Here is a 19914-nt window from a genome sequence, read left to right on the forward strand (position 1 = left end):
AAAGAGCCCGGGAGGACGCTCGCCAGGTCCGAGAGGATGTCCCCGAAGAGGTTAGCCGTGACCACCACGTCAAAGCGGGCGGGGTTCTTCACCAGGTGCATGGCCATGGCGTCCACGTACTGGTGCTCCAGGGCCACGTCCGGGTAGGCCCCGTGGACCTCCTCCACGGTCTTCCGCCAGAACTCCCCCACCTCCAGCACGTTGGCCTTGTCCACGCTGGTCACGTGCCGCCTCCGCTTCCTCGCCTCAAAGGCCACCTTGGCCACCCGCTCCACCTCGGGCCTACTGTAGCGCTCCGTGTTCCAGGCCTCGGCCTCCGACATCCCTGGGCTCCCCGAAGTAGATCCCCTGAGCTCCCGCACGATGAGCACGTCCACCCCCGGGCGGTCTCCTCCTTGAGGGGGGAAAGCCTCTCCAGCCCGGGGAAGACCTTGGCCGGCGCAGGTTGGCGAAGAGGTCCTGGCTCTTCCTGAGGGCGAGGAGGCCGGTTTCCGGCCGGATTTTCCGAGGGAGGGTATCCCACTTGGGCCCCCCCACGCTTCCCAAAAGCACCGCCTCCGCCCTTCCACCCCCCTTCGGGTCACCTGGGGGAAGGGCTCTCCATAGGCGTCAATGGCCGCCCCCCGAAGGGGAAGAGCTCGTAGGCGAGGCCGAGGCTCTCCCCCTTGTCCAGGGCCTTCAGGACCTTAAGGGCGGCCTCCGTCACCTCAGGGCCGATGCCATCCCCGGGGAGGACCGCCACCCTCATCCCGCCCTCCTGGGGTGGGGGAGCCTCTGGTCAAACTGGTCCAAAAGCTCCCCGGCTTCTAGAAGCTCCCCAATGGGGTCCCAAAGCCCCTCGGTGAGGGCCTCCCGGGCCTCCCCCGGATGGAAAGGGGGGCCACCCGGTCCCCGAAGCGGACCTCCTTGTTCACCAGGTCAATCTCCACCTCCAGGCTTGGGTTTTCCTCCACCGCCTGAAAGAGGGCCGCCAGGTCCCCGGGGCCAGGCTCGCGCAGGGAGGCCGATGGCGGTGGCGTTGCCGAAGAAGATCTCGGCGAAGCTCTCCCCGAGGATGGCCCTGAAACCCGCCCGCTTGATGGCCTGGGGGCGTGCTCGCGGCTACTACCGGAGCCAAAACCCGCCTCCCACCAAGAGGATGGTGGCCCCTGGTACTTGGGTCGTTCAGGGGGTGGGGCTTGGGGTTACCCCCTTCGTCAAAGCGCTCGTCGTAGAAGAGGTACTGGCCCAGCCCCTCAAAGGTGAGGCGCTTCATGAAGCGGCGGGGAGGATGCGGTCGGTGTCGATGTCCTCGCCCCTAAGGGGCACGGCGCGGCCCCGGATCACGGTGAAGCTCTCCAGCATGGCTTACCTCCCGATGCCAAAGACTTCCCGGGCGTCGGCGATCTCCCCGGCGATGGCGGCGGCGGCCACCATGAGGGGGCTCATGAGGACGGTGCGCCCCCTGGGGCTTCCCATCCTCCCCTTGTAGTTGCGGTTGGAGCTGCTGGCGCAAAGCTCGTCCCTTCCAGGCGGTCCGGGTTCATGGCCAGGCACATGGAGCACCCCGGCATCCGCCACTCGAACCCCGCTTCCCGGAAGACCTCGGCGATGCCCTCCTCCTCCGCCTTCATGGCCACCCACTCCGAGCCCGGCACCACCAGGGCCCTTACCCCCTTCTTCACCCTGTGCCCCTTGAGGTGGCGGGCCACCTCCCGGAGGTCGGAGAGCCTAGCGTTGGTGCAGCTCCCGATGAAGGCCACCTGGACGGTCACCCCCTGGATGGGCTGGCCCGGCTTAAAGCCCATGTAGGCCAAGGCCTCCTCGGCCACGGCCCTCTCCTCCTCGGGAAGCTCCTCTAAAAGGGGAATCCGCCCATCTATGGGGATGGCCTGGCCCGGGGTGATCCCCCAGGTGACCGTGGGGGCGATCCCCTCGGCCCGGAAGGTGACCACGTCGTCGTAGGGGGCGTCGGGGTCGGAGCGGAAGGAAAGCCACCTCCTCTTGGCCTCCTCCCACTCGGGCCCTTTGGGGCTATAGGGCGGCCCTCGAGGTAGGCGAAGGTGGTCTCGTCGGGGTTCACGTAGCCGATCCTGGCCCCGCCCTCAATGGACATGTTGCAAAGGGTCATGCGGCTTTCCATGTCCATGGCCTCTACCGTGCTCCCCCCGTACTCGTAGGCGTAGCCCAGGCCCCCCTTCACCCCCAGGTGGCGGATGATGTGGAGGATCACGTCCTTGGCGTAGACCCCGGGGCCAAGCCTCCCCTCCACGTTGATGCGCCGCACCTTGAGCTTCTTCGCCGCCAGGGTCTGGGTGGCGAGGACGTCCCGCACCTGGCTGGTGCCGATGCCGAAGGCCACCGCCCCGAAGGCCCCGTGGGTGGAGGTGTGGGAGTCCCCGCAGGCGATGGTCATCCCGGGCTGGGTGAGGCCCAGCTGGGGGCCGATGACGTGGACGATGCCCTGGTCCCCGCTCCCCAGGTCAAAGAAGGGGATGCCGTGCTCCCTCGTGTTCTCCCTGAGGGCCTCCAGCATGGCCTGGGCCAGGGGGTCCTGGAAGGGTTCGGTGCGGTCGTGGGTGGGGACGATGTGGTCCACGGTGGCGAAGGTGCGGTGGGGAAAGCGCACCTTGAGGCCCAGGTCCTTGAGCATCCCGAAGGCCTGGGGGCTCGTCACCTCGTGGAGGAGGTGGAGGTCTATGAAGAGCTGGCTCTGCCCATTCCTGAGCTTCCTCACCTCGTGGGCTTCCCAAACCTTGTCGTAAAGCGTCCTTCCCATGCTTCCTCCCTAGGCAAAACCCCCCGGGTTCCTAGGCCCGGGGGGAGTGGGAAAAGGCTTCCCTAAGCCGGGCCCACCCGGCCTAGGGGTAGCAGGATGCCCCGCCGCATCGCCTTATAGGCTAAACCCTTGGGCCCCCCTGGTCAAGCTTGACGAGGGGAGCCCTCCTGCCTAAAATAGCCCTTGCGTCTGCCGGGGTGGCGGAATTGGTAGACGCGCACGATTCAGGGTCGTGTGTCCTTTGGGACGTGCGGGTTCAAGTCCCGCCCCCGGCACCAAAGGCGGAAGCACTCTTCAGGACGGCCCCGGTGCAAACCGGGGTCTTCCCCTTTTCCCCCGGGGAAGGGGTCGGGAAAGGGCAGGGTCGCGTGTGCACCCCCATCCCGATCTTGTTCTTTTAGAGGGTAGAATGAAAGGGTTTCGGAGTGGGCGGGGGCTTGGTTGACGGCGAGGCCTCTTCCCCGTAGCCTGGAAGGTAATGAAGCGCGTCCTCTCCGGCATCCAGCCCTCGGGGGAGATCCACATCGGCAACTACCTGGGGGCCATCCAGCAGTGGGTGGAGATCGGGGAGAAGCTGGGCCGGGACGCCCTTTTCTGCATCGTGGACTACCACGCCCTCACCAACCCCCTGGCCTACGACCCCGCCACGCTGGCCCAGCGCACCTTTGAGGCAGCCCTGGTCAACATGGCGGCGGGGCTGGACCCGGAAAAGGTCACCCTCTTCGCCCAGTCCCACGTGCCCGAACACACCGAGCTCGCCTGGGTCTTCACCACCCTCACCCCCTTGGGGGACCTGACCCGCATGACCCAGTTCAAGGACAAGGCCGCCAAGCAGGAGACGGTCTGGAGCGGACTCCTCATGTACCCCGTCCTTCAGGCGGCGGACATCCTCATCTACAAGGCGGACACTGTCCCCGTGGGGGAGGACCAGGTGCAGCACATTGAGCTCACGCGGGAGATCGCCCGCCGCTTCAACCATCTCTTTGGGGAGACCTTCCCCGAGCCCGAGGCCCTCCTGAACCCCAAGGCCCCCCGGGTGCCGGGGATTGACGGCAAGGCCAAGATGAGCAAGTCCCTGGGGAACACCATCGGCCTCCTGGAGGCGGAGGAGAGCATTTGGGAGAAGATCCGCCACCTCCCCGATGACCCCCAGCGGATCCGCCTCCAAGACCCTGGGGACCCAGGGCGGACCGTGGTCTTCACCTACCTCTCCTACTTCGCCCCGGAGGAGGTGGTGGAGGCCCTGAAGGAGGAGTACCGCCGGGCGGGGGTGGGGACCCTCGCCGTGAAGCGCATCCTCTTTGAGCACCTCATGCGCGCCCTAAGGCCCATCCGGGAGCGGGCTGAGGCCCTGAAGCGGGACCCAGACTACGTGATGGACGCCCTCCTCGAGGGGGCCAAACGGGCCCGCGCCATCGCCCAGGTCACCATGGAGGAGGTGCGGGATCGGGTGGGCCTCCTTCTGCCCAAGAGGCGGCCGGTGCTCCGTTGATCCCAACCGCCTTCCCCGGCTTCTTTGGCCCCCTCGAGGCCTTAAGGTGGAGACGGGGCTCTCCCAGGGGGGTCCCCATCCTCGAGGGCAATGAGGGGACCCTGGCCCAGCTTCCCCCGTTCCTAAGGGAAAGGAGCGAGACTTCTCCCCATGGCTCCCCTTCCTCCTCGGCCTCGGGCTATCTCCCAAGGCGCTCTTTCAGGTGGCAAGGCCCACCCTGGGGCCTAGTCCGCCCCCGCCAGGAACCCCCCTTCGCCCCTCTGGAGCCCGAGGGGTCCACAGGGGAGCCGGAGATGGCCGCCTAGCGCAGAAAGGTGGTGAGGGCCAACGCGGCCGCCAGGGCGGTGAAGTAGAGCATGGCCCTGTTGAGGGCGTTTCCGATTTCTGCTTTGACCTCTTGGCGGATGCCGTTGAACTTTTCCTCCGTGTCGCGGCGGAAGAGCGCCATCTCCTGGCGGAGCCCCTGGAGTTCGGCCCTCACCTCCTGGCGCAGGAGGTCCATGCGGTGTTCCAGGGCGGAGACCGTTCCACGATGCCTTCCAGTTTGTAAAGGCGTTCCTCCGTGTTCATCCGCCCCTAGGATAAGGATAGCAGAGGTGAAGCGCTGCCCCCCAGTTTGGACCACCCCAGGCGAGGGGCAGTGGGGTGTAGCCTGGAGGGGTAGCAGCCATGGGCAAGGGGTCGGCGAAGGAGAAGGCGGGGATCGTCCTTAGGGTTCTTGCCGGCGAGAAGACGGTGGCTGGGGCCTGCCGCGGTTACGGCGCCTCCTCGGGAACTAACAGGAACCCACCCCCGCTGCGGCTACCCCCGGCGGGGGACAAACGGGGGCGCTCCTCGCTCAAGCGCTGGGTGGTGGACCTGAGCCCCGTGCGGCTTGGGAAGGGGGTGGCTCACCTGGCGGTGGGGATGGACCTCTGCACCACAGCAGGGCGTTGCGATGCTGGTCTGCCGCTGGGCGGCTTAAGTACCCCACCGCGGCTTTCGCCGCGGCGGGGGCCCCAAAGAGGCTTCCATGGCCCTGGCTTGGGCCTCTCATGTTGCGAAACCAAAGCGCGGGCACTTAGCCGGCGCGCATGCCGCCGTCGATCAAGTGGATCTGGCCGGTGATATAGCTGCTTTCGTCGCTAGCCAGGAACAACGTCAGGTACGCAACTTCTTCGGGCGTGGCGTAGCGCTTCAGAGGGATGCGCTGCTCGAACTGGCTTTTGACCCCAGCGCTTGCCGCTTCATCGCCGCCTGCTGCCATCGTCTCGATCGAGCGCATCATGCGGGTCTCCACCGGGCCGGGGTTGACGCAGTTGACGCGGATCTTTTGGTCTGCGGTTTCCAGCGCTGCCGTTCGCATTAAGCCGATGACGGCATGTTTGCTGGCGACGTAAGCCGAGAAGCCTGGCGAGCCGATCACGCCGGCGACCGACGAAATGATCACGATGCTGCCACCGCCCCGCTGGGCGATGGCGGGGATGGCGTACTTCAACCCCAGCCACACGCCCTTGACATTGACGGCCAGCACCTTTTCAAAGGTATCCATCGGGTAGCTGACGATCGGCTGTACGGCACCCTCGATGCCGGCATTGGCGACGAAAATATCCAACCCGCCAAAGGCGTCGACGCAGGCTTTGACCGACCCCTCGTTGTCTTCCGCCTTTGTGACATCGGCCACCGCATAGGCTGAGCGATCGGGGCCGATCGCCTCAACAGCCTTCTTCAGCGCATCCTCATCAATATCGGTCATGAAGACGCGCGCGCCTTCCTGGGCGAACAGTTTCGAGATCGCCAGACCGATTCCGCCCGAAGCACCGGTGATAAGTGCGACTTTACCCTGTAAACGTGCCATTGTTTTCCTCCTTGCTAGCTGTCGCCCTTAGGGAAAGCGGCGCATATCAGCGTTGACGGCATCAGCCGTGAAGTCATCCCATGGACGACGCTTTCATTGTACGCACCTGCTGCCATCATCGGCAATACCCTTGAACGGCTTGGTCGTGTCAAGAGTTTTGTGTACCCTCCACGGCTATGCCCCCCTCGCCTTCCCATCCGACCGCAAGGATAGCCCTATTTGGCGGGGCCCGTGGAGCTCGGCCTTCACCCCTTGGCGCAGGGGGTCCACGCGGTGCTCCAGGGCAGAAACCCGCTTGGGCAGCACCGCCATGACCCCTTCCACGGTGCCCTCAAGCTTGTGGAGGCGTTCCTACGTGGTCATCTAAGCCCAGGATATGCAGAGTAGACTGGAACCATGGGCGAAACGGCGAGGCCCCTGGAGCTCCTGGACGCCGAGGCTTACCTGGCCAGGGAAGAGCGGTCCCCCGTGCGCCACGAGCTGGTGGAGGGGGTACCCTACGCCATGGCGGGGCGAGCGAGGCCCACAACTTGGTTGGGGGCAACCTCTTCTTCCACCTCCGTCCCCATGCCCTGGCCAAAGGGTGCAGGCTTTTTGTTTCCGACATGAAGCTCAAGGTGTCTCCCCGTACCTTCTACTACCCCGATCTCATGGCCGTGTGCGCCGAGGACCCCCATCCCTACTACAAGGAAAGGCCCTGTCTGCTGGTGGAGGTGCTTTCCGAGAGCACCGAGGCCATTGACCGCCGGGAGAAGCTTTGGCGCTACCGGGAGATCCCGAGCCTCGAGGCCTACCTCCTGGTGGACGCCAGGGCCCGCCGGGTGGAGGGGTACTTCCGCCAGGGGGAGGGCTGGCTCTACCGCCTTTGGGAGGAGGAGGGGGAGGTGGAGGTGCCCTGCCTGGGAGCCCGCCTTTCCCTTTTCGCCCTTTACGAAGGGGTGGAGCTGGAGGGGGCTGGAAGCTCCCCCTTCTAGCCCGCCCGTGCCCTGGACTCGGATGGCTTTAGAGGTCTGCGTACACCTCTTGGAGGTCCAAAAACCCCTCTAAGCAGGGGAGGGGCAGGCGGCCCTCCTCCACCTCCTGGTAGACCCAGCCCCCTTCCTCCCGGTAGTAGCCGAAGGCCTGGGGAGCGCGGGAGTCCACCAGCAAGTAGGCCTGAAGGGTGGGCAAGCCCAGGTACTTGCGGAGCTTTTCCCTCCGGTCTGTGCCCTCCGTGGACTCCGAGAGGACCTCTATCACCAAGCAGGGCCTTTCCTTGTAGTACTCCCCCGGGTCCTCTTCGCAGACCACCATGAGGTCGGGGTAGTAGACCGTGGCCGCGTCCACCTTGAGCCGCATGTCGCTTGCGTAGAGGCGGCACCCCTTTTTCCGAACCAGGGGGCCTAGGGCCAGGACCAGGTTTACCACCACCCGGTTGTGCCGGTCGCTGGCCCCGGCCATGGCGTAGGGGAAACCTTCCACCAGCTCGTGCTTCTGCGTGGCCTCCCGCTCCAGGGCCAGGTACTCCTCCAGGGTGAGGGGCCGCACCGCCTTGGCCACGCCCATGCCTAGAGTGTAGCCCAGGCCGAAGGGGGATGGGCGCCCGAAGCCCCCGGGTCCTTGCCCTAGGCGGTTTCTAGGGCACCCCTGCAAGCGTCCCGCATGTGCAGGAGCCGGACGCGATGGGAAAGGCTACGCCGCCTCATGGATAGGGCGGGCCTCCTTCAGGACCTCCTCCCGAAGGTAAGGGCTCAGGCTTCCCGGGGTGTGGAGGTCCACCCTGCGCCCGAAGAGGCGGGTCAGCTCCTCCTGAAGCCTCACAAAGCCCAGGCCTGGGGTGCGCCCGGGGAAGAACTCCACCACGAGGTCCACGTCGCTTTCCTTGTCGGCCTCGCCCCGGGCGAAGGAGCCGAAGAGGAGGAGGCGCCGGACCCCGTACCGACGGCAGACCTCCGCCAGGGCTTGGGAAGGGAAGGGTACCTGCGGGGTCATAGCCTGCTTCATTTTAGCGAAAGGGAGCGTCAGGGGTGCGGCCCCTCTTTCTCCCCAGGGGGGGAGGGGGCTGGAGGCACCGGTCGCCCGCCCCGGCCCCCGGCCCATGGGTTGTTGGCGGGGGCTTGGGTCCTGGTTGATGAACTACCGGGTTGCCCGCAAGGGCAATGATGTCCCGGGCGGGCCTGTAGAGTCTTGGCGCTAGGGCAGGGTGAAGCTCCCGCCCGAGCGGCTTTGCACCTCCACCCGGAAGAACTGCCCCGTCCAGGTGACCTGGCAGGAGGCCACCCCAGGCCCGGGGTCCGGGACGCTGTAGCTTCCCGCCGCGAAGCCGTCCGTGCAGTCCCCGCCCACAGGGGAGGCCCCGGGGTCCTCGGCCACATGGGCCCAGGCGGCCTTCAGGACATTGTGGGCGTGGGCCAGGGCCAGTCGGTCCTCGGCGAGCCTGCGAGCGCTTAAGAGGTTGGCTATCAGAAGCGAAGCGAGGACCCCGATGGCAGCTAAAACCACGACGATTTCTGGAAGGGAAAATCCCTTGTTGAGCATATGGGCCTCGGTGAAAGAAGGGGGCAGGATTACCCTGCCCCCTAGGCGGTTAGTAGCTCAGGTTAGGGGAACGTCTTAGAGAAGTTGCCGGGAGCGGTGACGGTAATCGTGAAGCTATCGGGGCCGGTAGCGTTGTAAGTGCAACCCACACCAGCGGGAGCCTGTCCAACGCTAAAGGAACCGGCCGTGAAGCCATCGGCGCAGTTTGTGTCGTTGATGTCCTGGGCTGAATGCTGAGGACTCTCGGCCAGATAGGCGGCGACCACCTTGTAGACGTTCTGCCCATGGGCCACCGCCGCCTGCTGGGTGGCCGTGCGCCGGGCGTTGAGCAGGTTGGGCACCAGCACCGCCGCCAGGATGCCGATGATGGCGATGACGATCAGGAGCTCAATCAGGGTAAAGCCTTTAGTCCGCATACTTTCTTCTCCTTAGGGTTTTCCGCGCCTTCATCCATTCGCGCGGCCATGAGTGCCTGGAGCCGATTTGCCTACCGAACCTTAACCTTGCGCCTTACTGCCCTAACCGCTTCCCACCTCCTTTCTAGCTCTATCTTTTGGCCCCTTGGGGCCCTTGTCAACCCCCCTTTTGGGGGGGTCATCCTCAGGATGGGGGAGGGGTGTTAAAACCATGTGAAAAGCTACGGGACGTTCCGGGGGTAGACCCGGATGGTATAGGCCTCGTTGGGACCGGGGACGCGCAAGGTGCGCCCCGCTTCCTGGGCTTTGAGCCGGATGTTGAGGGTAATGGAGGTGGGGGAGGCGCCCACCCGGAAAGGGGCCAGGTTGGGGTCGTTGTCCACCAGGTCCAGCACCACGTAGGGCTGGGCGTTGCTGAAGGTGGCGGTGTTGCACCCTAGGTTGCTGAGGCGGTACTCCCTGAGCATGAGGGTGTGGGTGTCGGCCCAGGGGTCGGGGGCCTTGTAGTCCTCCCCGACCCCGGACCGCGGTTCTAGGCGGTAGGCCCTTAGGGCGCATTTTCCCGGGTTTACGGGGTCTGGCACTAGGACGGCTAAGCAGGTGGGGGGAGCGCAGGCTTGCCCGTTTAGGGTGGTGGAGTTGAACACCCGTTGCGCTTCCTGGAGGGTGTCCGCCAGGTAGCCCGCGGCGTCCTTGAGCTCCTCTAGGAGTTGCGCCTGTTTGCGGGCGAGGCGGTTGGCCCCTAAGCTCCCCTGGGTGAAGGCGAGGAGGGCGGCGGTGAAGACGGCCAGCACCGCCAAGGCCACCAGGGTCTCCAGCAGGGAGAATCCCTTTCTCATAGCGGCCACTCCCGGTAGAAGGTGTAGGTCCTGCCCCCGCCCTCGAGGGTGAGCCTCACCGCCACCAGGCGGCAGGGACCCGGGGAGCAGGCCACCGTGCAGGTGTACCCCGAGGAGGGGTCCCCGGCGCAAGGGGCGAAGCTAAGGGGCTGGGTCGGGTCCAGGCGCCCCGCCGCCGCCAGGGCCACGCTGAAGCCAGCGGTCTGGCCCAAGGGGGGAAGGCGGAGCGCGTTATTGTAGGTGCTCTCCCTCCTTGCCCGCTCCAGGTAGTCCTTGGCCACCACCACCGCCCGGGCTTCCAGGCTAGCGCCCCGGTTCACCTGGAAGACCCCGAGGAGCCCCCCGAGAATGGCGGCGCTGAGGAGGCCGAAGACGGCGAGGGCCACCAGAAGCTCCAGCAGGGAAAAGCCCTTTTTCACCGCACCACCACCCTTCCCGTCACACCGATCACGTGCACGTTCCTCATGAGCCCTGGGTAGCGGGCGTGCTTAAGGGTGAACTTCTTCAGGGGTGCGTCCGTGGTGCCGTACGGGGGGTGGAAGGCCACGTCCAGGGGTGGGAAGTTCCTGTGGTTGGTCCCGTCCACGATCGCTTGGGATAGCCTCTGGGTGGGGGCGTTGAGGTTGGCGCACTCGCCCCCCACGGCAAAGCCCTCCCGCCAAACCCGGACGCACCTTGGGCTATTGGTTCGCTTGGCCTCGGTCCGGGCGTACTGGAAGGCCTGGGCCAGGGAGCGGGCGGCCTCGTCCAGCTCCGCCTGGGCCCGAAAGCGGAGGAGGTTGGGGGTTCCGAGGCCGGCGAGGAGGCCCAGGACGGCGAGCACGATCAGGAGCTCCAACAGGGAAAGGCCCCGCCTCATAGGCGCCTCCAGGTGCCGGGTACGGCCACCACCCGGGTTCCCCCGCTGGCCACCCTAAGCCCTTGGAGCACCTGGGGATCGTAGACGATCTTGCCGCCCCCTTGGCCCGTGCCGGCGATCTGGGTCCAGCACTCGTTGCCGGTGCAGCTCTGCAAGTCCGCCACGCCCTCCACCACCACGGCCCCGGTTAGGACCGCGTTGCCCTGCTGGTCGTAATCCCCCGCCACGTAGATGAGCCCCCGGAAGCCCTGGGAGCAGGAGCCGTTCACCGTGAGGTTCCCGAGGACCACGAGGACGCCCGCCCCGCAGAGCCGGTTGCCCCCGGTGAGCTGGAGGGGCCCCCGGACCACCCTGATCTCCCAGTCCCGCAGGGTTCCGTTGAAGGAGGAAACAGGGGGGTACAGTTCCAGGAAGGCGGCCTTGGGCATGCCGAAGACGCGTAGGAAGAGCTCGTCGGGATCGTTGGGGACCATGCGGGAGTTTTCGGCCGCGCCGTGCAGGATCGCCCCCCTTCCGCTTGTGCCCATGGTCAGGGCGCTGGCCGCCCCCAGGACCTGGGGGACCAGGGGCGTGCCCTCGGGGATGGCGGTGGGAGGGGGCCCCCTCCACTCCACGGCCACCCGTCCCGTGGCCAGGTCCACCTCGCGGAGGGTGCCCTCGAGGCCGTTCACTCTAATGGTCTGCCCTGGGATTAGGCCGCGGGCGTCGTTGAGGAACAGGGTGTCCGGGGGGCCATAGGACTTCACGCCAAACTGCACCAGGTGGACCTGGGCCCCCGGAAGGACGAGGTCCGTGGGGCCTGGGGTGAAGAGGGGGCTGAGGGTGAGGGTGTTCCCATCCTTGCCCTCCACCCGGTAGGTCTTCGGAGCGCCTCCGGTGGGGATCTGCACGTAGCTACCGAGGGGGATCAGGGTGGCGTCCTGAACGCCTAGGGTGAAGCTCCCGCTTGGGGGCACGAGGAGGTTCAAGAACAGGCTAGTTGTGGTGACCTCGAGGAGCCCCGTGGCGCTCCCGAAGTCCTGGCCGATGACCTGGGCGTCCCCTCTGACCTCTATGCGGGGCCTCGAGGTGAGGGCAGCGGGGATGGCCCCTGTGAACCCGCAACTCACGGAAAAGGTCCGTTCTACTCGGGCCCTCGTCCCCCCAGACTGGGCCACCGCCTGAACCCTGACCGTTCCCCCGCCTGGGGGTACGGCCGTTTGCCCATCGGGGTACCTGTAGCTGGCCTCCAAGCCAGGGCCTAGGGTGTAATCCGTCGGCAGGTCTCTCCCGCACCGGACCAGGAGGGGAAGGGCCTCGAGGGCGCTTTCCGCCAGGGTAAAGGCCTGGTACGTGGCCCGCTCGGAGGCCCCGCCCCTTAGGGCGCCCAAGGCCATGTAGCCGGTGGCCGCAAGAAGGCTCGTGAAGACCACCATCAGGACCACCAGGGTAATAGGGGTTGCAATACCCTTCCTCATACCCTTCATGATGGGGGCCCAGGCCCCGGCGTGCATCCCCCAAAAGGGGGATACAACACCACCCCCTGCTGGCCTGGGCCAGCACGGGGGCCCCGGCAGAAGGTGCCCAAGGGTATGATGGGCCTATGCAGGAGGTCTACATCGTTTCCGCGGCCAGGACCCCCATCGGCCGGTTCGGGGGGGTCCTGAAGGACGTGAGCCCCGTGGAGCTTGGGGCCCACGCCATGCGGGCGGCCCTGGAGCGGGCCGGGGTGGAGGGGAAGGACCTGGACCTCTACGTCTTCGGCAACGTCCTAAGGGCGGGGCACGGGCAGCTTTTGCCCAGGCAGGCGGCCCTTAGGGCGGGCATCCCCAAGGAGGTGGACGGGTACGGGGTGGACATGGTCTGCGCCTCGGGGATGATGGCCCTCATCAACGCCGACCAGTTCATCAGGACGGGGGAGGCCCACCTGGTCCTGGCCGGGGGGATGGAGTCCATGAGCCAGGCGGGCTTCTACCTCTCCCACCGGGCCCGGTGGGGGTACAAGTTCCTCATGGGGGCCCCGGAGGGGCTACAGGACATCCTCCTCCGGGACGGGCTTTCCGACCCCTTCACGGGGGAGGCCATGGGGGAGCAGGCGGAAAGGCTGGCCCAGGACTACGGGGTGGGGCGGGAGGAGGTGGACGAGGCCGCCTACCTCTCCCACCGGCGGGCCTGGGAGGCCACGGAGGGGGGCCTCTTCGCCTTTGAGATCGCTCCCCTCGAGGTCCCGGGGAAGAAGGGCCCGGTGGTGGTGGAGAAGGACGAGGGCATCCGCCCCGAGACCACCCTCGAGTCCCTGGCCGCCCTGAGGCCCGCCTTCCGGAAGGACGGCATCCTCACCGCGGGCAACGCCAGCCAGATCTCCGACGGGGCGGCGGCCCTTCTCCTGGCCTCGGGGGAGGCGGTGCGGGCCCACGGGCTTAAGCCCATCGCCAAGGTATTGGGCGGGGCCTGGGCCGCCGGGGAGCCCTGGCGCTTCCCCGAGGCCCCCATCCCCGCGGTGAGGCGGCTTCTGGAGAGGTTGGGCATGAGGATCTCGGACTTCGGCCTCTTTGAGAACAACGAGGCCTTCGCCCTGAACAACATCCTCTTCAGCCGCCTCCTCTCCGTCCCCTACGAGCGCCTCAACGTCTTCGGGGGGGCGGTGGCCCTGGGCCACCCCATCGGGGCGAGCGGGGCCAGGATCGTGGTGACCCTCCTGAACGCCCTCCGGGTGAGGGGGGAGGAAAGGGGCCTCGCCGCCATCTGCCACGGGACCGGGGGGTCCACGGCGTTGGCGGTGGAGCGGGTGTAGGGTGTGGTGGACCTCATCGTGGCGGACCCTGAGGTGATGGGAGGGAAGCCTGTAGTGGCGGGGACCCGGATCACCGTGGAGGAGATCCTCCGCCGCCTCGCCGCTGGGGAGAGCCCAGAGGCCCTCCTGGAAGCCCTCCCCCGGCTGACCCCGGAGGGCCTGCGCACCGCTTTGCTCTACGCGGCCGAGGTCCTCGGGGCAGAGAGGGTCTACCCCTACCCGGACCAAGCCGCGTGAAGCGCCTCGCCGGCGAGGGGGTGGATGCTCCCGTGGTCCTTCGGTTACAGGAGGAACGGTTTATACCACCCCATGCTGGCTTGGGCCAGCATGGGGTATTACTTCCCTAGAGGACCCCGTCCAGCTCAAAGGCCTCGAGGCGGAACTCCTCCAGGGCCACGCGGAAGGCCCCATTTTGCGCCAGGAAGCGGGCCGCTGCCCACAGGGTTTCCTCCACCCACTTTGGGTCGTTCCCCAGGAGGCTCAGGCCCACCACCTCGTACCCCCAGGCGTCCAGGCCGTGGAGCCTGGCGGCGGACACGGGGAAGCGGGCCTTCACCCTCTCCAGGGCAGGCTTGATGAGGGCCCGCTTCTCCTTGAGGCTCCGGGCCCCGGTTTCCAGCCTGGCGGTGTAGAGGCCGAGGTACACCTTCATGGGAGGTCCCTCCTAGTTTGCTTCGGTAGGCGCCCCGCTGACAAGGGCGGAGCGCCTTTGGGCTAAGTACCCCACCGCGGCTTTCGCCGCGGCGGGGGCCCCAAAAAGGCCTTGCCAGAGCTCCCACCTGGACATCCCATGTTGCGAAACCAACGTACGGGCCCTTAGCCTAAGGGTATGGGCCTCGAGGAGGTGCGGGCCATTTTGGAAGCCCACCGGGGGGAGCTTAAGGCTCTTGGCGTTCGGGAGGTCTATGTGTTTGGCTCCATCGCCCGGGGCGAGGCCAGCCCGGAGAGCGACGTGGACCTCATCGTGGTGCTGGAGCGCCCTCTGGGATTCGCCTTCTTTGAACTGAAGGAGCGCCTGGAAGCCTGGCTTGGCCGATCTGTGGACCTCACAACCCCTGATGGCCTGCGGGAGGACCTCAGGGAAAGCGCTTTGCGGGGCGCCGTTCGTGCGGCCTAGGGGCATAAAGGAGCGCTTAGGGGACATGCTGGCGGCCATCGCCAACATCCAGGCCTTTGTTCAGGGCCTGGACCAGGAGAGTTTTGTAAAGGACACCAAGACCCTCCGAGCGGTGACCTACGAGTTTGTGGTCATAGGCGAAGCGGTGGCCCGTCTCCCCGAGGAGTTTTTGGAGGCTTACCCACAGCTGCCTTGGAGGGCCATAAAGGCCCTTCGGAACTACGCCGTGCACGAGTACGTTCGCCTGAGTCCACAGGTCCTTTGGCAGATCGTCAGCGAGGAGCTTGAGCCTCTTAAGCGGGAGCTGGAGCGCATCCTGAAAGACCTCTAAAACATGGGCCCGATGCGGAAGTGGATCCTCCCCGTGGGGCTTTCCGGGCTGAAGGCGTAGTCCAGGCGCAGGGAGGGGAGGAGGGCCCCGAAGAGGTCCAGGTCCAGCTGGAGGCCGATCCCCACCCCCCACTTGAGCCCTCCGGTGTTGTCGGCAACGCCTAGGTCGGTGAAGAGGATGCCGTAGAGGTTGGTCCCCCCCTGGGGGGAGAGGGCGAAGTCGTAGCGGTACTCGAGGCTCCCCGTGGCGAAGGAAAGCCCCCCGTACTTGCGGTCCTCGTACCCCCTTAGGAGGAAGGCCTCGGCCCCGCCCCCGGAGAGGAAGAAGCGCTCGCTTTCCGGGGGGGAGCCCAGGAGGGTGCCCGCGGAGAGGCGGAGGGCCAGGGCCTGGCGCCGGGCCTCGTCCAGGGGGAAGTAGGTCTTGCCCGTGACCACCACCGGCACGAAGAGGCTCCTTCCCCCCGTGTCCGGAAGGGAAAGGCCCAGGCCGGTGGAGAGGCCCGCTTCGTACCCCTGGGTGCGGAAGCGGGGGTCGTCCACGTCCACGTAGGCCAGGCCCGTGTCCAGCCTCAGGGTCCAGCCGGGGGTGGGGAGGAGGGACTGGGCCAGGGCGGGGTTCCTGTAGCCGGTGCCGTCGCAGTACCTGGGGTTTGCGGGGTCGGTGACGGCGGGGTCGCAGGGGGCCCTTGGATCAAAAACCTCCAGGGCGTAGGCCGAGCGCCGGGCGGAAAGGCCCAAGGAGAGCCTCAGGTTCTCCAGCTCCCTAGAGAAGGGGCGGGTGAGGTTGAAGCCGCCCCCCGTGCGCCTTTCCGTGTACTCCCAGCCGGTGTCCGCCGTGCCGTCCAGGAGCTTGTTGTTGCCGATGGGGGTGGAGAAGAGGCTAAAGGAGAGGCCGGTGCGCACGTCCTTGAGGTCCAGGAAGTCCACGTAGAGCCAAGGGATGCTGTAGCTGGCGGAAAGGGAGAGGTTGTCCCGGGCGTCGTTCTGGATGAAGGCCAGGTCCACGCCCACCTGGTGGGCCAGGCCGAAGAGGTTGGCCTCCCTGAAGGCCACGCTCCCCGACCAGCCCTCCAGGGAGCTCCAGCCAATGGCGGGCTGGAAGAGGCCGGTCCGGGCCTCCCTTAGCCCCAGGACTACCACCACCTCCTCGGGCCTCTCCGACGGGGCCAGGGAGACCCGGGGGGGCTCGGCGAGGAGGCCCGTGGCCAGGAGGCGGGCGATGCCCCGCCTCAGTTCGGGGAGGCTGAAGAGGCTTCCCGGCCTGGGGAGCTCCCGGAGGATGACCTCGTCCTGGGTGCGGCGCTCTCCCTGCCACTCCAGGCGGTAGCCCGCCACCTTGAGCTCCACCACCTCCAGCCGGTAGACCCCCTCCCGGAAGCCGACGCGGACATCGACCACCTCGAGGCCCCGCTCCCGGTAGAGCTCCGCCACCCTCCTGGCGTCCTCCTGGGCGAGGAGGGGGGTGTAGACCTCCCCCGGCCTGAGGCGCAGGGCCTGGAGGAGGGCCTCCGCGGGGATGGCGGTGTTGCCCGAGACCTCCACCCGATCGATCCTGCCCCCTTCCGGCCCCACTTGGAGGCGCACGGCCACCCCTTCCCCCTCCTGGGCCAGGGTGAAGGTGACGATGCGGGAAAGCCTGCGGGAAAGCGTCTGAACCCCTTCCAGGAGGCGCTCGTAGTTCAGGAAGTCCCCCGCCCCAAGGGGGAAGTCTCTTAGGTCCAGCCCCTCCCCCTCCACCCGGGCCACCCGGAGCTCCCGCACCTGCACGGTGAGGACCCCGTCCTCCAGGGCGCTCAGGGCGGGGTCGGGGCCGCTGAAGCGGTAGCCACGGGCCTCGTAGCGCCCGGCGATGGCCCTCAGGGCCTCCTGGTACCTGGCGAAGTCAAAGGGGCCCCTCAGGGGCTCCAGCAGCCTGCGGAGCTCCTCCTCGGGGAGGAGGGTAGCCCCCGAGAGGCGCACCGCCTTGACCTCCCGGGCCTCCTCCACCCGGAAGGTGAGGGCCATCTGCCCCCCCACCTCCTTGGCCTCCACCTCCACCTTGGGGGCGAAGGGGAAGCCGTTTTGCCGGTAGGCCTGGGCCAGGGCCCGGGCGGCCTCCTCCGCCCTCAGGGGGTTGTACGTGGCCTCCCGGCCGATGGCGAACCGCTCCTCCAGGAACCGGAGGAGGGTCTCCTGGGGGAAGGCCCTGGCCTCCACCCGGACCTCCCCGATGGAGGGGTAGGGGACGAGGCGCACCTGGAGGACGTCCCCTTCCAGGCGCACCTCGGCCTCCCGGAAGTAGCCCGTGGCCAGGATGGCCTTCCGGGCGGCCTCGAGGTCTCGGGGCTCGTCCCCCACGCCAAAGGGCAGGGCGGCCCGGGCCAAGGCTTGGAGGACCGGGTCGGCTCCTTCCACAACCACCTCCCGGATGGGGGCGGCCAGGGCCACGGTGCCCAACAGGGCCAAGAGGATAAGGCGCTTCATGGCGAGAAGCATAGGGGGAAAAGGTGAAGGCGGGGTTAGAATGGCGGCGTGGAGACCTACGAGAGGATCCAGGAGGCTGTGGGCTACATCCGCGGGCGGACGGACTTCACCCCTGAGGTGGGCCTCGTCCTGGGCTCGGGGCTTGGGCCCCTGGCCGAGGAGGTGGAGAAGGTGGCCGAGGTCCCCTACGGGGAGATCCCCCACTTCCCCCTCTCCACCGCCCCCGGGCATGCGGGAAGGCTCGTCCTGGGCACCCTGGAGGGGAAGAGGGTCCTCGTGTACCAGGGCCGGGTCCACCACTACGAGGGCTATAGCCCCGAGGAGGTGGTCTTCCCCGTGCGGGTGGGCTTCTTCTTGGGGGCCAGGACCTTCCTCCTCACCTCCGCCGCCGGGGGGCTGAACCCCAGGTTCCACGCCGGGGGCCTCATGCTCCACCTGGACTACCTGAACCCCTCGGGGGTGAACCCCCTGCGGGGCCCAAACGACGAGCGGCTGGGCCCCCGCTTCCCGGTGATGTTCGGCGCCTACGACCCGGAGCTCATAGACCTGGCCCGGCGGGTGGCGAGGCGGCAGGACCTCCACCTCCTCGAGGGGGTCTACGCCTGGTGGCTGGGCCCCTCCTTCGCCAGCCGGGCGGAGCTCAGGATGCTCAGGGAGCTGGGGGCGGACGCTATCGGCATGTCCACGGTCCCCGAGGTCATCGCCCTGAGGCACCTGGGGGCCAGGGTCTTGGGCCTTTCCACCATCACGGACATGGCCGTGCCCGAGCGGGACCACCACGCCACCGAGGAGGAGGTGCTGGAGGTGGCGAGGAGGACGGGCCCCATCTTCCGCCGCTTCGTGCGGGGCATCCTGGCCGAGCTCCCGTGAGCCTGCCCCGGGTCCTGGAGAGGATCGCCCTGGCCTGCCGTAGGGCCGGGCGGGACCCCGGGGAGGTCCGGCTCGTGGCCGTGACCAAGGGGCGTACGGTGGAGGAGATCCAGGAAAAGGTCCTCCGCCACGGCCCCTTCCCCCTCGGGGAAAGCCGGGTGCAGGAGGCCTTGAAGAAGATGGAGGCCCTCCCGGCGGAGTGGCACCTGGTGGGCCCCTTGCAGCGCAACAAGGCCAAGTTCGCCCCCCGGTTTGGCCTGGTCCACTCCTTGGACTCCCTGCGCCTGGCCGAGGCCCTGGAACGGGTGGGGGTCAGGGAGGGGGTTAGGCTCAGGGTCCTGGTGGAGGTGAACCTGGGCCGGGAGCCCCAGAAGCACGGCTTCCTGGAGGAGGAGCTGCCCGAGGCCCTGGCCCGGGTGAGGGAGATGCCCCACCTCGAGGTCCTGGGCCTCATGACCGTGCCCCCCGTGGGGCCCGAGGGGTTGGTGAGGCCCATCTTCCGCAGGCTTTCCTGGCTGGCCGACCGCTTTGGCCTCCCCGAGCGCTCCATGGGGATGTCCGACGACTACGAGTGGGCGGTGGAGGAAGGGGCCACCCTGGTGCGGATCGGCCGGGCCCTTTTTGTAGACTGAGGGCGCATGGACCTCACCCCCTTGGACGTGCGCTACCAGGAGTTCCCCACGGGGTTCCGCGGTTACCACAAGAAGGCGGTACGGGCCTACCTGGCCCAGGTGGCCGAAACCATGGAGGGCCTCATCCGGGAGAACGAGGCCCTCAAGGGGCAGCTTCGGGCCCTGGAAGAGGAAAACGCCCGCCTCAAGGAGGCGGAAGGGGAACTGAAGCGGGCGGTGGTGGCCGCAGAAAGGATCGCCCGGGACCTCAAGGCCCAGGCGGAGAGGGAGGCCGAGCTCATCCGCAAGGAGGCCCTGGCTGCCAAGGAGCAGGTCCTTAGGGAGGCCGTTGAGGAGCTCAGGCGCCTTAGGGGAGAGACGGAGCGGGCCAGACGGGAGAAGGCCCTCTTCCTGGGCCAGTTCAGGGCCCTTTTGCAGGGCTACCTGGACTCCTTAGAGCGGCTGGAGGAAAAGTAGGTCCCTGCCTCCCGGGAAGGGGCCGCAGGCCCAAGGAGAGCCAGAGGCGGTAGAGGGCTTCCCGGAGCTGGTAGCCCAAGGGGTAGCGTCCGGGCACGGGGTGGCCTTCCGCCTCCAGGCCCAGGAGCCGGGCCAGGAAGAGGGCCCGGGGCAGGTGGGGGGCGTCCGTGACCAGGAGGATCCGGCCCTCTAGGTGGGGCTTGAGGAAGAGGAGGTTCTCGTAGGTGTTCTGGCTTTGGGTTTCGCAGAGGAGGGCCTCCTGGGGGACTCCCCGGTCGCGGAGGTGGCGGCAGCCCACCTCCCCCTCGCTGTACCGGTCCCCGGGGGCCCGGCCCCCAGCCACGGCGATGCGGGGGGCGAGCCCTTCTTGGTAGAGGCTAAGGGCAGCCAGGAGCCGCCTCTCCAGGGCGGGGGAGGGTCTTCCCCCGTACTGGGCCGCTCCCAGGACCACGATCCAGGCGTAGTCCCCGCCGGCCAGGGTCGGGGAGAGGAGGGGGAGGAGGGCGAGGAGCCAACGCACGCCCTCCACTCTACCGGGGGAGCCCCCCTTGTGGT

Annotated in this window: 25 protein-coding genes, 1 tRNA gene and 3 pseudogenes; 10 read left to right on the forward strand and 19 right to left on the reverse strand. The window is 67.6% G+C overall.

Going from position 1 to position 19914, the window contains the following annotated elements; genetic code table 11:
• From ATI37_RS12625 to leuC, 5 genes and pseudogenes are all read right to left on the reverse strand, one after another.
• A partial coding sequence (locus ATI37_RS12625) for an isocitrate/isopropylmalate family dehydrogenase (RefSeq protein ID WP_408646629.1) occupies positions 1-377 on the reverse strand: 377 nt, incomplete at its 3' end.
• Positions 283-552, reverse strand: a complete 270-nt coding sequence (locus ATI37_RS12630) for an isocitrate/isopropylmalate family dehydrogenase (protein ID WP_408646630.1) — start codon at positions 550-552, stop codon at positions 283-285. The genes ATI37_RS12630 and ATI37_RS12625, both read right to left, overlap by 95 nt.
• A 28-nt stretch (positions 553-580) precedes the next feature.
• The gene (locus ATI37_RS12635; protein ID WP_408646631.1) at positions 581-748 is read right to left on the reverse strand and encodes an isocitrate/isopropylmalate family dehydrogenase; all 168 of its coding nucleotides are present in this window, start codon (positions 746-748) and stop codon (positions 581-583) included.
• Positions 745-1344: pseudogene (gene leuD / locus ATI37_RS12550) on the reverse strand (3-isopropylmalate dehydratase small subunit). Before leuD ends, ATI37_RS12635 begins: the two are co-directional and overlap by 4 nt.
• 3 nt (positions 1345-1347) lie before the next feature.
• Positions 1348-2758: pseudogene (gene leuC, locus ATI37_RS00730) on the reverse strand (3-isopropylmalate dehydratase large subunit).
• 191 nt (positions 2759-2949) lie between these two features.
• Between leuC and ATI37_RS00735 the strand changes: the two are divergent.
• Together ATI37_RS00735 and trpS are read left to right on the forward strand one after the other, a co-directional pair.
• Positions 2950-3036: transfer RNA gene (locus ATI37_RS00735), tRNA-Leu, on the forward strand.
• Positions 3037-3236: 200 nt separating this feature from the next.
• Positions 3237-4250 carry a tryptophan--tRNA ligase gene (trpS, locus tag ATI37_RS00740; RefSeq protein WP_117236673.1) on the forward strand — a complete coding sequence of 338 codons (1014 nt, stop codon included), beginning with the start codon at positions 3237-3239 and terminating at the stop codon, positions 4248-4250.
• Positions 4251-4551: 301 nt separating this feature from the next.
• Here trpS and ATI37_RS00750 read toward each other — a convergent pair whose 3' ends face one another.
• The 3 genes from ATI37_RS00750 to ATI37_RS00760 form a co-directional block, all read right to left on the reverse strand.
• A complete protein-coding gene (locus ATI37_RS00750) occupies positions 4552-4752 on the reverse strand; it encodes a hypothetical protein (protein ID WP_408646632.1) in 201 nt (66 codons plus the stop codon).
• 558 nt (positions 4753-5310) lie between these two features.
• Positions 5311-6087 carry an SDR family NAD(P)-dependent oxidoreductase gene (locus tag ATI37_RS00755; RefSeq protein ID WP_117236674.1) on the reverse strand — a complete coding sequence of 259 codons (777 nt, stop codon included), beginning with the start codon at positions 6085-6087 and terminating at the stop codon, positions 5311-5313.
• A 174-nt stretch (positions 6088-6261) separates the two neighbouring features.
• A complete protein-coding gene (locus ATI37_RS00760; protein WP_408646633.1) occupies positions 6262-6411 on the reverse strand; it encodes a hypothetical protein in 150 nt (49 codons plus the stop codon).
• A gap of 72 nt (positions 6412-6483) precedes the next feature.
• Here ATI37_RS00760 and ATI37_RS00765 point away from each other — a divergent pair.
• A pseudogene (locus tag ATI37_RS00765) lies at positions 6484-7061 on the forward strand (Uma2 family endonuclease).
• A 28-nt stretch (positions 7062-7089) separates the two neighbouring features.
• Here ATI37_RS00765 and ATI37_RS00770 read toward each other — a convergent pair.
• The 8 genes from ATI37_RS00770 to ATI37_RS00810 all read right to left on the reverse strand — a co-directional run bounded on the left by ATI37_RS00770 (position 7090) and on the right by ATI37_RS00810 (position 12175).
• Complete coding sequence (locus tag ATI37_RS00770; RefSeq protein WP_117236675.1) at positions 7090-7632, reverse strand: Uma2 family endonuclease; 543 nt, start codon at positions 7630-7632, stop codon at positions 7090-7092.
• Between the two features lie 126 nt (positions 7633-7758).
• Positions 7759-8058 (reverse strand): nucleotidyltransferase family protein, encoded by a 300-nt coding sequence (locus ATI37_RS00780; protein WP_117236676.1) that lies wholly within the window; start codon positions 8056-8058, stop codon positions 7759-7761.
• A 201-nt stretch (positions 8059-8259) separates the two neighbouring features.
• On the reverse strand, positions 8260-8604 hold the full coding sequence (locus ATI37_RS00785) for a type II secretion system protein (RefSeq protein WP_117236677.1): 345 nt from the start codon (positions 8602-8604) through the stop codon (positions 8260-8262).
• A gap of 62 nt (positions 8605-8666) precedes the next feature.
• A complete protein-coding gene (locus ATI37_RS12385; protein WP_117236678.1) occupies positions 8667-9020 on the reverse strand; it encodes a type II secretion system protein in 354 nt (117 codons plus the stop codon).
• Between the two features lie 221 nt (positions 9021-9241).
• Entirely contained in the window at positions 9242-9859 is a 618-nt protein-coding gene (locus tag ATI37_RS00795; protein WP_117236679.1) for a PulJ/GspJ family protein, read from the reverse strand.
• Positions 9856-10278: a prepilin-type N-terminal cleavage/methylation domain-containing protein gene (locus tag ATI37_RS00800; protein WP_117236680.1), complete on the reverse strand. Its 423-nt coding sequence runs from the start codon at positions 10276-10278 to the stop codon at positions 9856-9858. The genes ATI37_RS00795 and ATI37_RS00800 overlap by 4 nt, the downstream gene beginning before the upstream one ends.
• Positions 10275-10718, reverse strand: coding sequence for a GspH/FimT family protein (locus ATI37_RS00805; protein WP_117236681.1), 444 nt, complete (start codon positions 10716-10718; stop codon positions 10275-10277). Before ATI37_RS00805 ends, ATI37_RS00800 begins: the two co-directional genes overlap by 4 nt.
• Entirely contained in the window at positions 10715-12175 is a 1461-nt protein-coding gene (locus tag ATI37_RS00810; RefSeq protein ID WP_117238457.1) for a pilus assembly PilX N-terminal domain-containing protein, read from the reverse strand. Before ATI37_RS00810 ends, ATI37_RS00805 begins: the two co-directional genes overlap by 4 nt.
• A 125-nt stretch (positions 12176-12300) precedes the next feature.
• Between ATI37_RS00810 and ATI37_RS00815 the strand changes: the two genes are divergently transcribed.
• Both ATI37_RS00815 and ATI37_RS00820 read left to right on the forward strand, forming a co-directional pair.
• Complete coding sequence (locus ATI37_RS00815) at positions 12301-13491, forward strand: thiolase family protein (RefSeq protein WP_117236682.1); 1191 nt, start codon at positions 12301-12303, stop codon at positions 13489-13491.
• Between the two features lie 3 nt (positions 13492-13494).
• Positions 13495-13728, forward strand: coding sequence for a DUF433 domain-containing protein (locus ATI37_RS00820; protein ID WP_117236683.1), 234 nt, complete (start codon positions 13495-13497; stop codon positions 13726-13728).
• Between the two features lie 106 nt (positions 13729-13834).
• Here ATI37_RS00820 and ATI37_RS00825 read toward each other — a convergent pair whose 3' ends face one another.
• Positions 13835-14143, reverse strand: coding sequence for a DUF503 domain-containing protein (locus ATI37_RS00825; protein ID WP_117236684.1), 309 nt, complete (start codon positions 14141-14143; stop codon positions 13835-13837).
• A gap of 177 nt (positions 14144-14320) precedes the next feature.
• On the opposite strand from ATI37_RS00825, the gene ATI37_RS00830 reads away from it, so the two are divergent.
• Both ATI37_RS00830 and ATI37_RS00835 read left to right on the forward strand, forming a co-directional pair.
• Positions 14321-14608: a nucleotidyltransferase family protein gene (locus ATI37_RS00830; RefSeq protein ID WP_117236685.1), complete on the forward strand. Its 288-nt coding sequence runs from the start codon at positions 14321-14323 to the stop codon at positions 14606-14608.
• Between the two features lie 25 nt (positions 14609-14633).
• Positions 14634-14939, forward strand: coding sequence for a HepT-like ribonuclease domain-containing protein (locus ATI37_RS00835; protein WP_117238456.1), 306 nt, complete (start codon positions 14634-14636; stop codon positions 14937-14939).
• Here the strand turns inward: ATI37_RS00835 and ATI37_RS00840 are convergent.
• A complete protein-coding gene (locus tag ATI37_RS00840; RefSeq protein WP_117238458.1) occupies positions 14936-17401 on the reverse strand; it encodes a BamA/OMP85 family outer membrane protein in 2466 nt (821 codons plus the stop codon). The two genes, ATI37_RS00835 and ATI37_RS00840, sit on opposite strands and share 4 nt — an antisense overlap.
• Positions 17402-17449: 48 nt before the next feature.
• On the opposite strand from ATI37_RS00840, the gene ATI37_RS00845 reads away from it, so the two are divergent.
• From ATI37_RS00845 to ATI37_RS00855, 3 genes are read left to right on the forward strand one after another with little or no spacing between them, the layout of a single operon-like run.
• Complete coding sequence (locus tag ATI37_RS00845) at positions 17450-18271, forward strand: purine-nucleoside phosphorylase (RefSeq protein WP_117236687.1); 822 nt, start codon at positions 17450-17452, stop codon at positions 18269-18271.
• Positions 18268-18903 carry a YggS family pyridoxal phosphate-dependent enzyme gene (locus ATI37_RS00850; RefSeq protein WP_117236688.1) on the forward strand — a complete coding sequence of 212 codons (636 nt, stop codon included), beginning with the start codon at positions 18268-18270 and terminating at the stop codon, positions 18901-18903. Before ATI37_RS00845 ends, ATI37_RS00850 begins: the two co-directional genes overlap by 4 nt.
• Positions 18904-18909: 6 nt before the next feature.
• Positions 18910-19359 (forward strand): DivIVA domain-containing protein, encoded by a 450-nt coding sequence (locus tag ATI37_RS00855; RefSeq protein ID WP_117236689.1) that lies wholly within the window; start codon positions 18910-18912, stop codon positions 19357-19359.
• Here ATI37_RS00855 and ATI37_RS00860 read toward each other — a convergent pair.
• Positions 19304-19879: a YdcF family protein gene (locus ATI37_RS00860; RefSeq protein WP_408646634.1), complete on the reverse strand. Its 576-nt coding sequence runs from the start codon at positions 19877-19879 to the stop codon at positions 19304-19306. The two genes, ATI37_RS00855 and ATI37_RS00860, sit on opposite strands and share 56 nt — an antisense overlap.
• Between the last annotated feature and the right edge of the window lie 35 nt (positions 19880-19914).

The sequence above is a fragment of the Thermus sediminis genome (genome assembly GCF_003426945.1).
Lineage (GTDB): Bacteria > Deinococcota > Deinococci > Deinococcales > Thermaceae > Thermus > Thermus sediminis.

Excerpts from the sequence above, each read along its gene's own strand:
- ATI37_RS12635 (WP_408646631.1), bottom strand. The coding sequence starts at position 748 with ATGAGGGTGGCGGTCCTCCCCGGGGATGGCATCGGCCCTGAGGTGACG.
- trpS (WP_117236673.1), top strand. The coding sequence starts at position 3,237 with ATGAAGCGCGTCCTCTCCGGCATCCAGCCCTCGGGGGAGATCCACATC.
- ATI37_RS00750 (WP_408646632.1), bottom strand. The coding sequence starts at position 4,752 with ATGGACCTCCTGCGCCAGGAGGTGAGGGCCGAACTCCAGGGGCTCCGC.
- ATI37_RS00755 (WP_117236674.1), bottom strand. The coding sequence starts at position 6,087 with ATGGCACGTTTACAGGGTAAAGTCGCACTTATCACCGGTGCTTCGGGC.
- ATI37_RS00770 (WP_117236675.1), bottom strand. The coding sequence starts at position 7,632 with ATGGGCGTGGCCAAGGCGGTGCGGCCCCTCACCCTGGAGGAGTACCTG.
- ATI37_RS00780 (WP_117236676.1), bottom strand. The coding sequence starts at position 8,058 with ATGACCCCGCAGGTACCCTTCCCTTCCCAAGCCCTGGCGGAGGTCTGC.
- ATI37_RS00785 (WP_117236677.1), bottom strand. The coding sequence starts at position 8,604 with ATGCTCAACAAGGGATTTTCCCTTCCAGAAATCGTCGTGGTTTTAGCT.
- ATI37_RS12385 (WP_117236678.1), bottom strand. The coding sequence starts at position 9,020 with ATGCGGACTAAAGGCTTTACCCTGATTGAGCTCCTGATCGTCATCGCC.
- ATI37_RS00795 (WP_117236679.1), bottom strand. The coding sequence starts at position 9,859 with ATGAGAAAGGGATTCTCCCTGCTGGAGACCCTGGTGGCCTTGGCGGTG.
- ATI37_RS00805 (WP_117236681.1), bottom strand. The coding sequence starts at position 10,718 with ATGAGGCGGGGCCTTTCCCTGTTGGAGCTCCTGATCGTGCTCGCCGTC.
- ATI37_RS00810 (WP_117238457.1), bottom strand. The coding sequence starts at position 12,175 with ATGAGGAAGGGTATTGCAACCCCTATTACCCTGGTGGTCCTGATGGTG.
- ATI37_RS00815 (WP_117236682.1), top strand. The coding sequence starts at position 12,301 with ATGCAGGAGGTCTACATCGTTTCCGCGGCCAGGACCCCCATCGGCCGG.
- ATI37_RS00825 (WP_117236684.1), bottom strand. The coding sequence starts at position 14,143 with ATGAAGGTGTACCTCGGCCTCTACACCGCCAGGCTGGAAACCGGGGCC.
- ATI37_RS00830 (WP_117236685.1), top strand. The coding sequence starts at position 14,321 with ATGGGCCTCGAGGAGGTGCGGGCCATTTTGGAAGCCCACCGGGGGGAG.
- ATI37_RS00835 (WP_117238456.1), top strand. The coding sequence starts at position 14,634 with ATGCTGGCGGCCATCGCCAACATCCAGGCCTTTGTTCAGGGCCTGGAC.
- ATI37_RS00840 (WP_117238458.1), bottom strand. The coding sequence starts at position 17,401 with ATGAAGCGCCTTATCCTCTTGGCCCTGTTGGGCACCGTGGCCCTGGCC.
- ATI37_RS00855 (WP_117236689.1), top strand. The coding sequence starts at position 18,910 with ATGGACCTCACCCCCTTGGACGTGCGCTACCAGGAGTTCCCCACGGGG.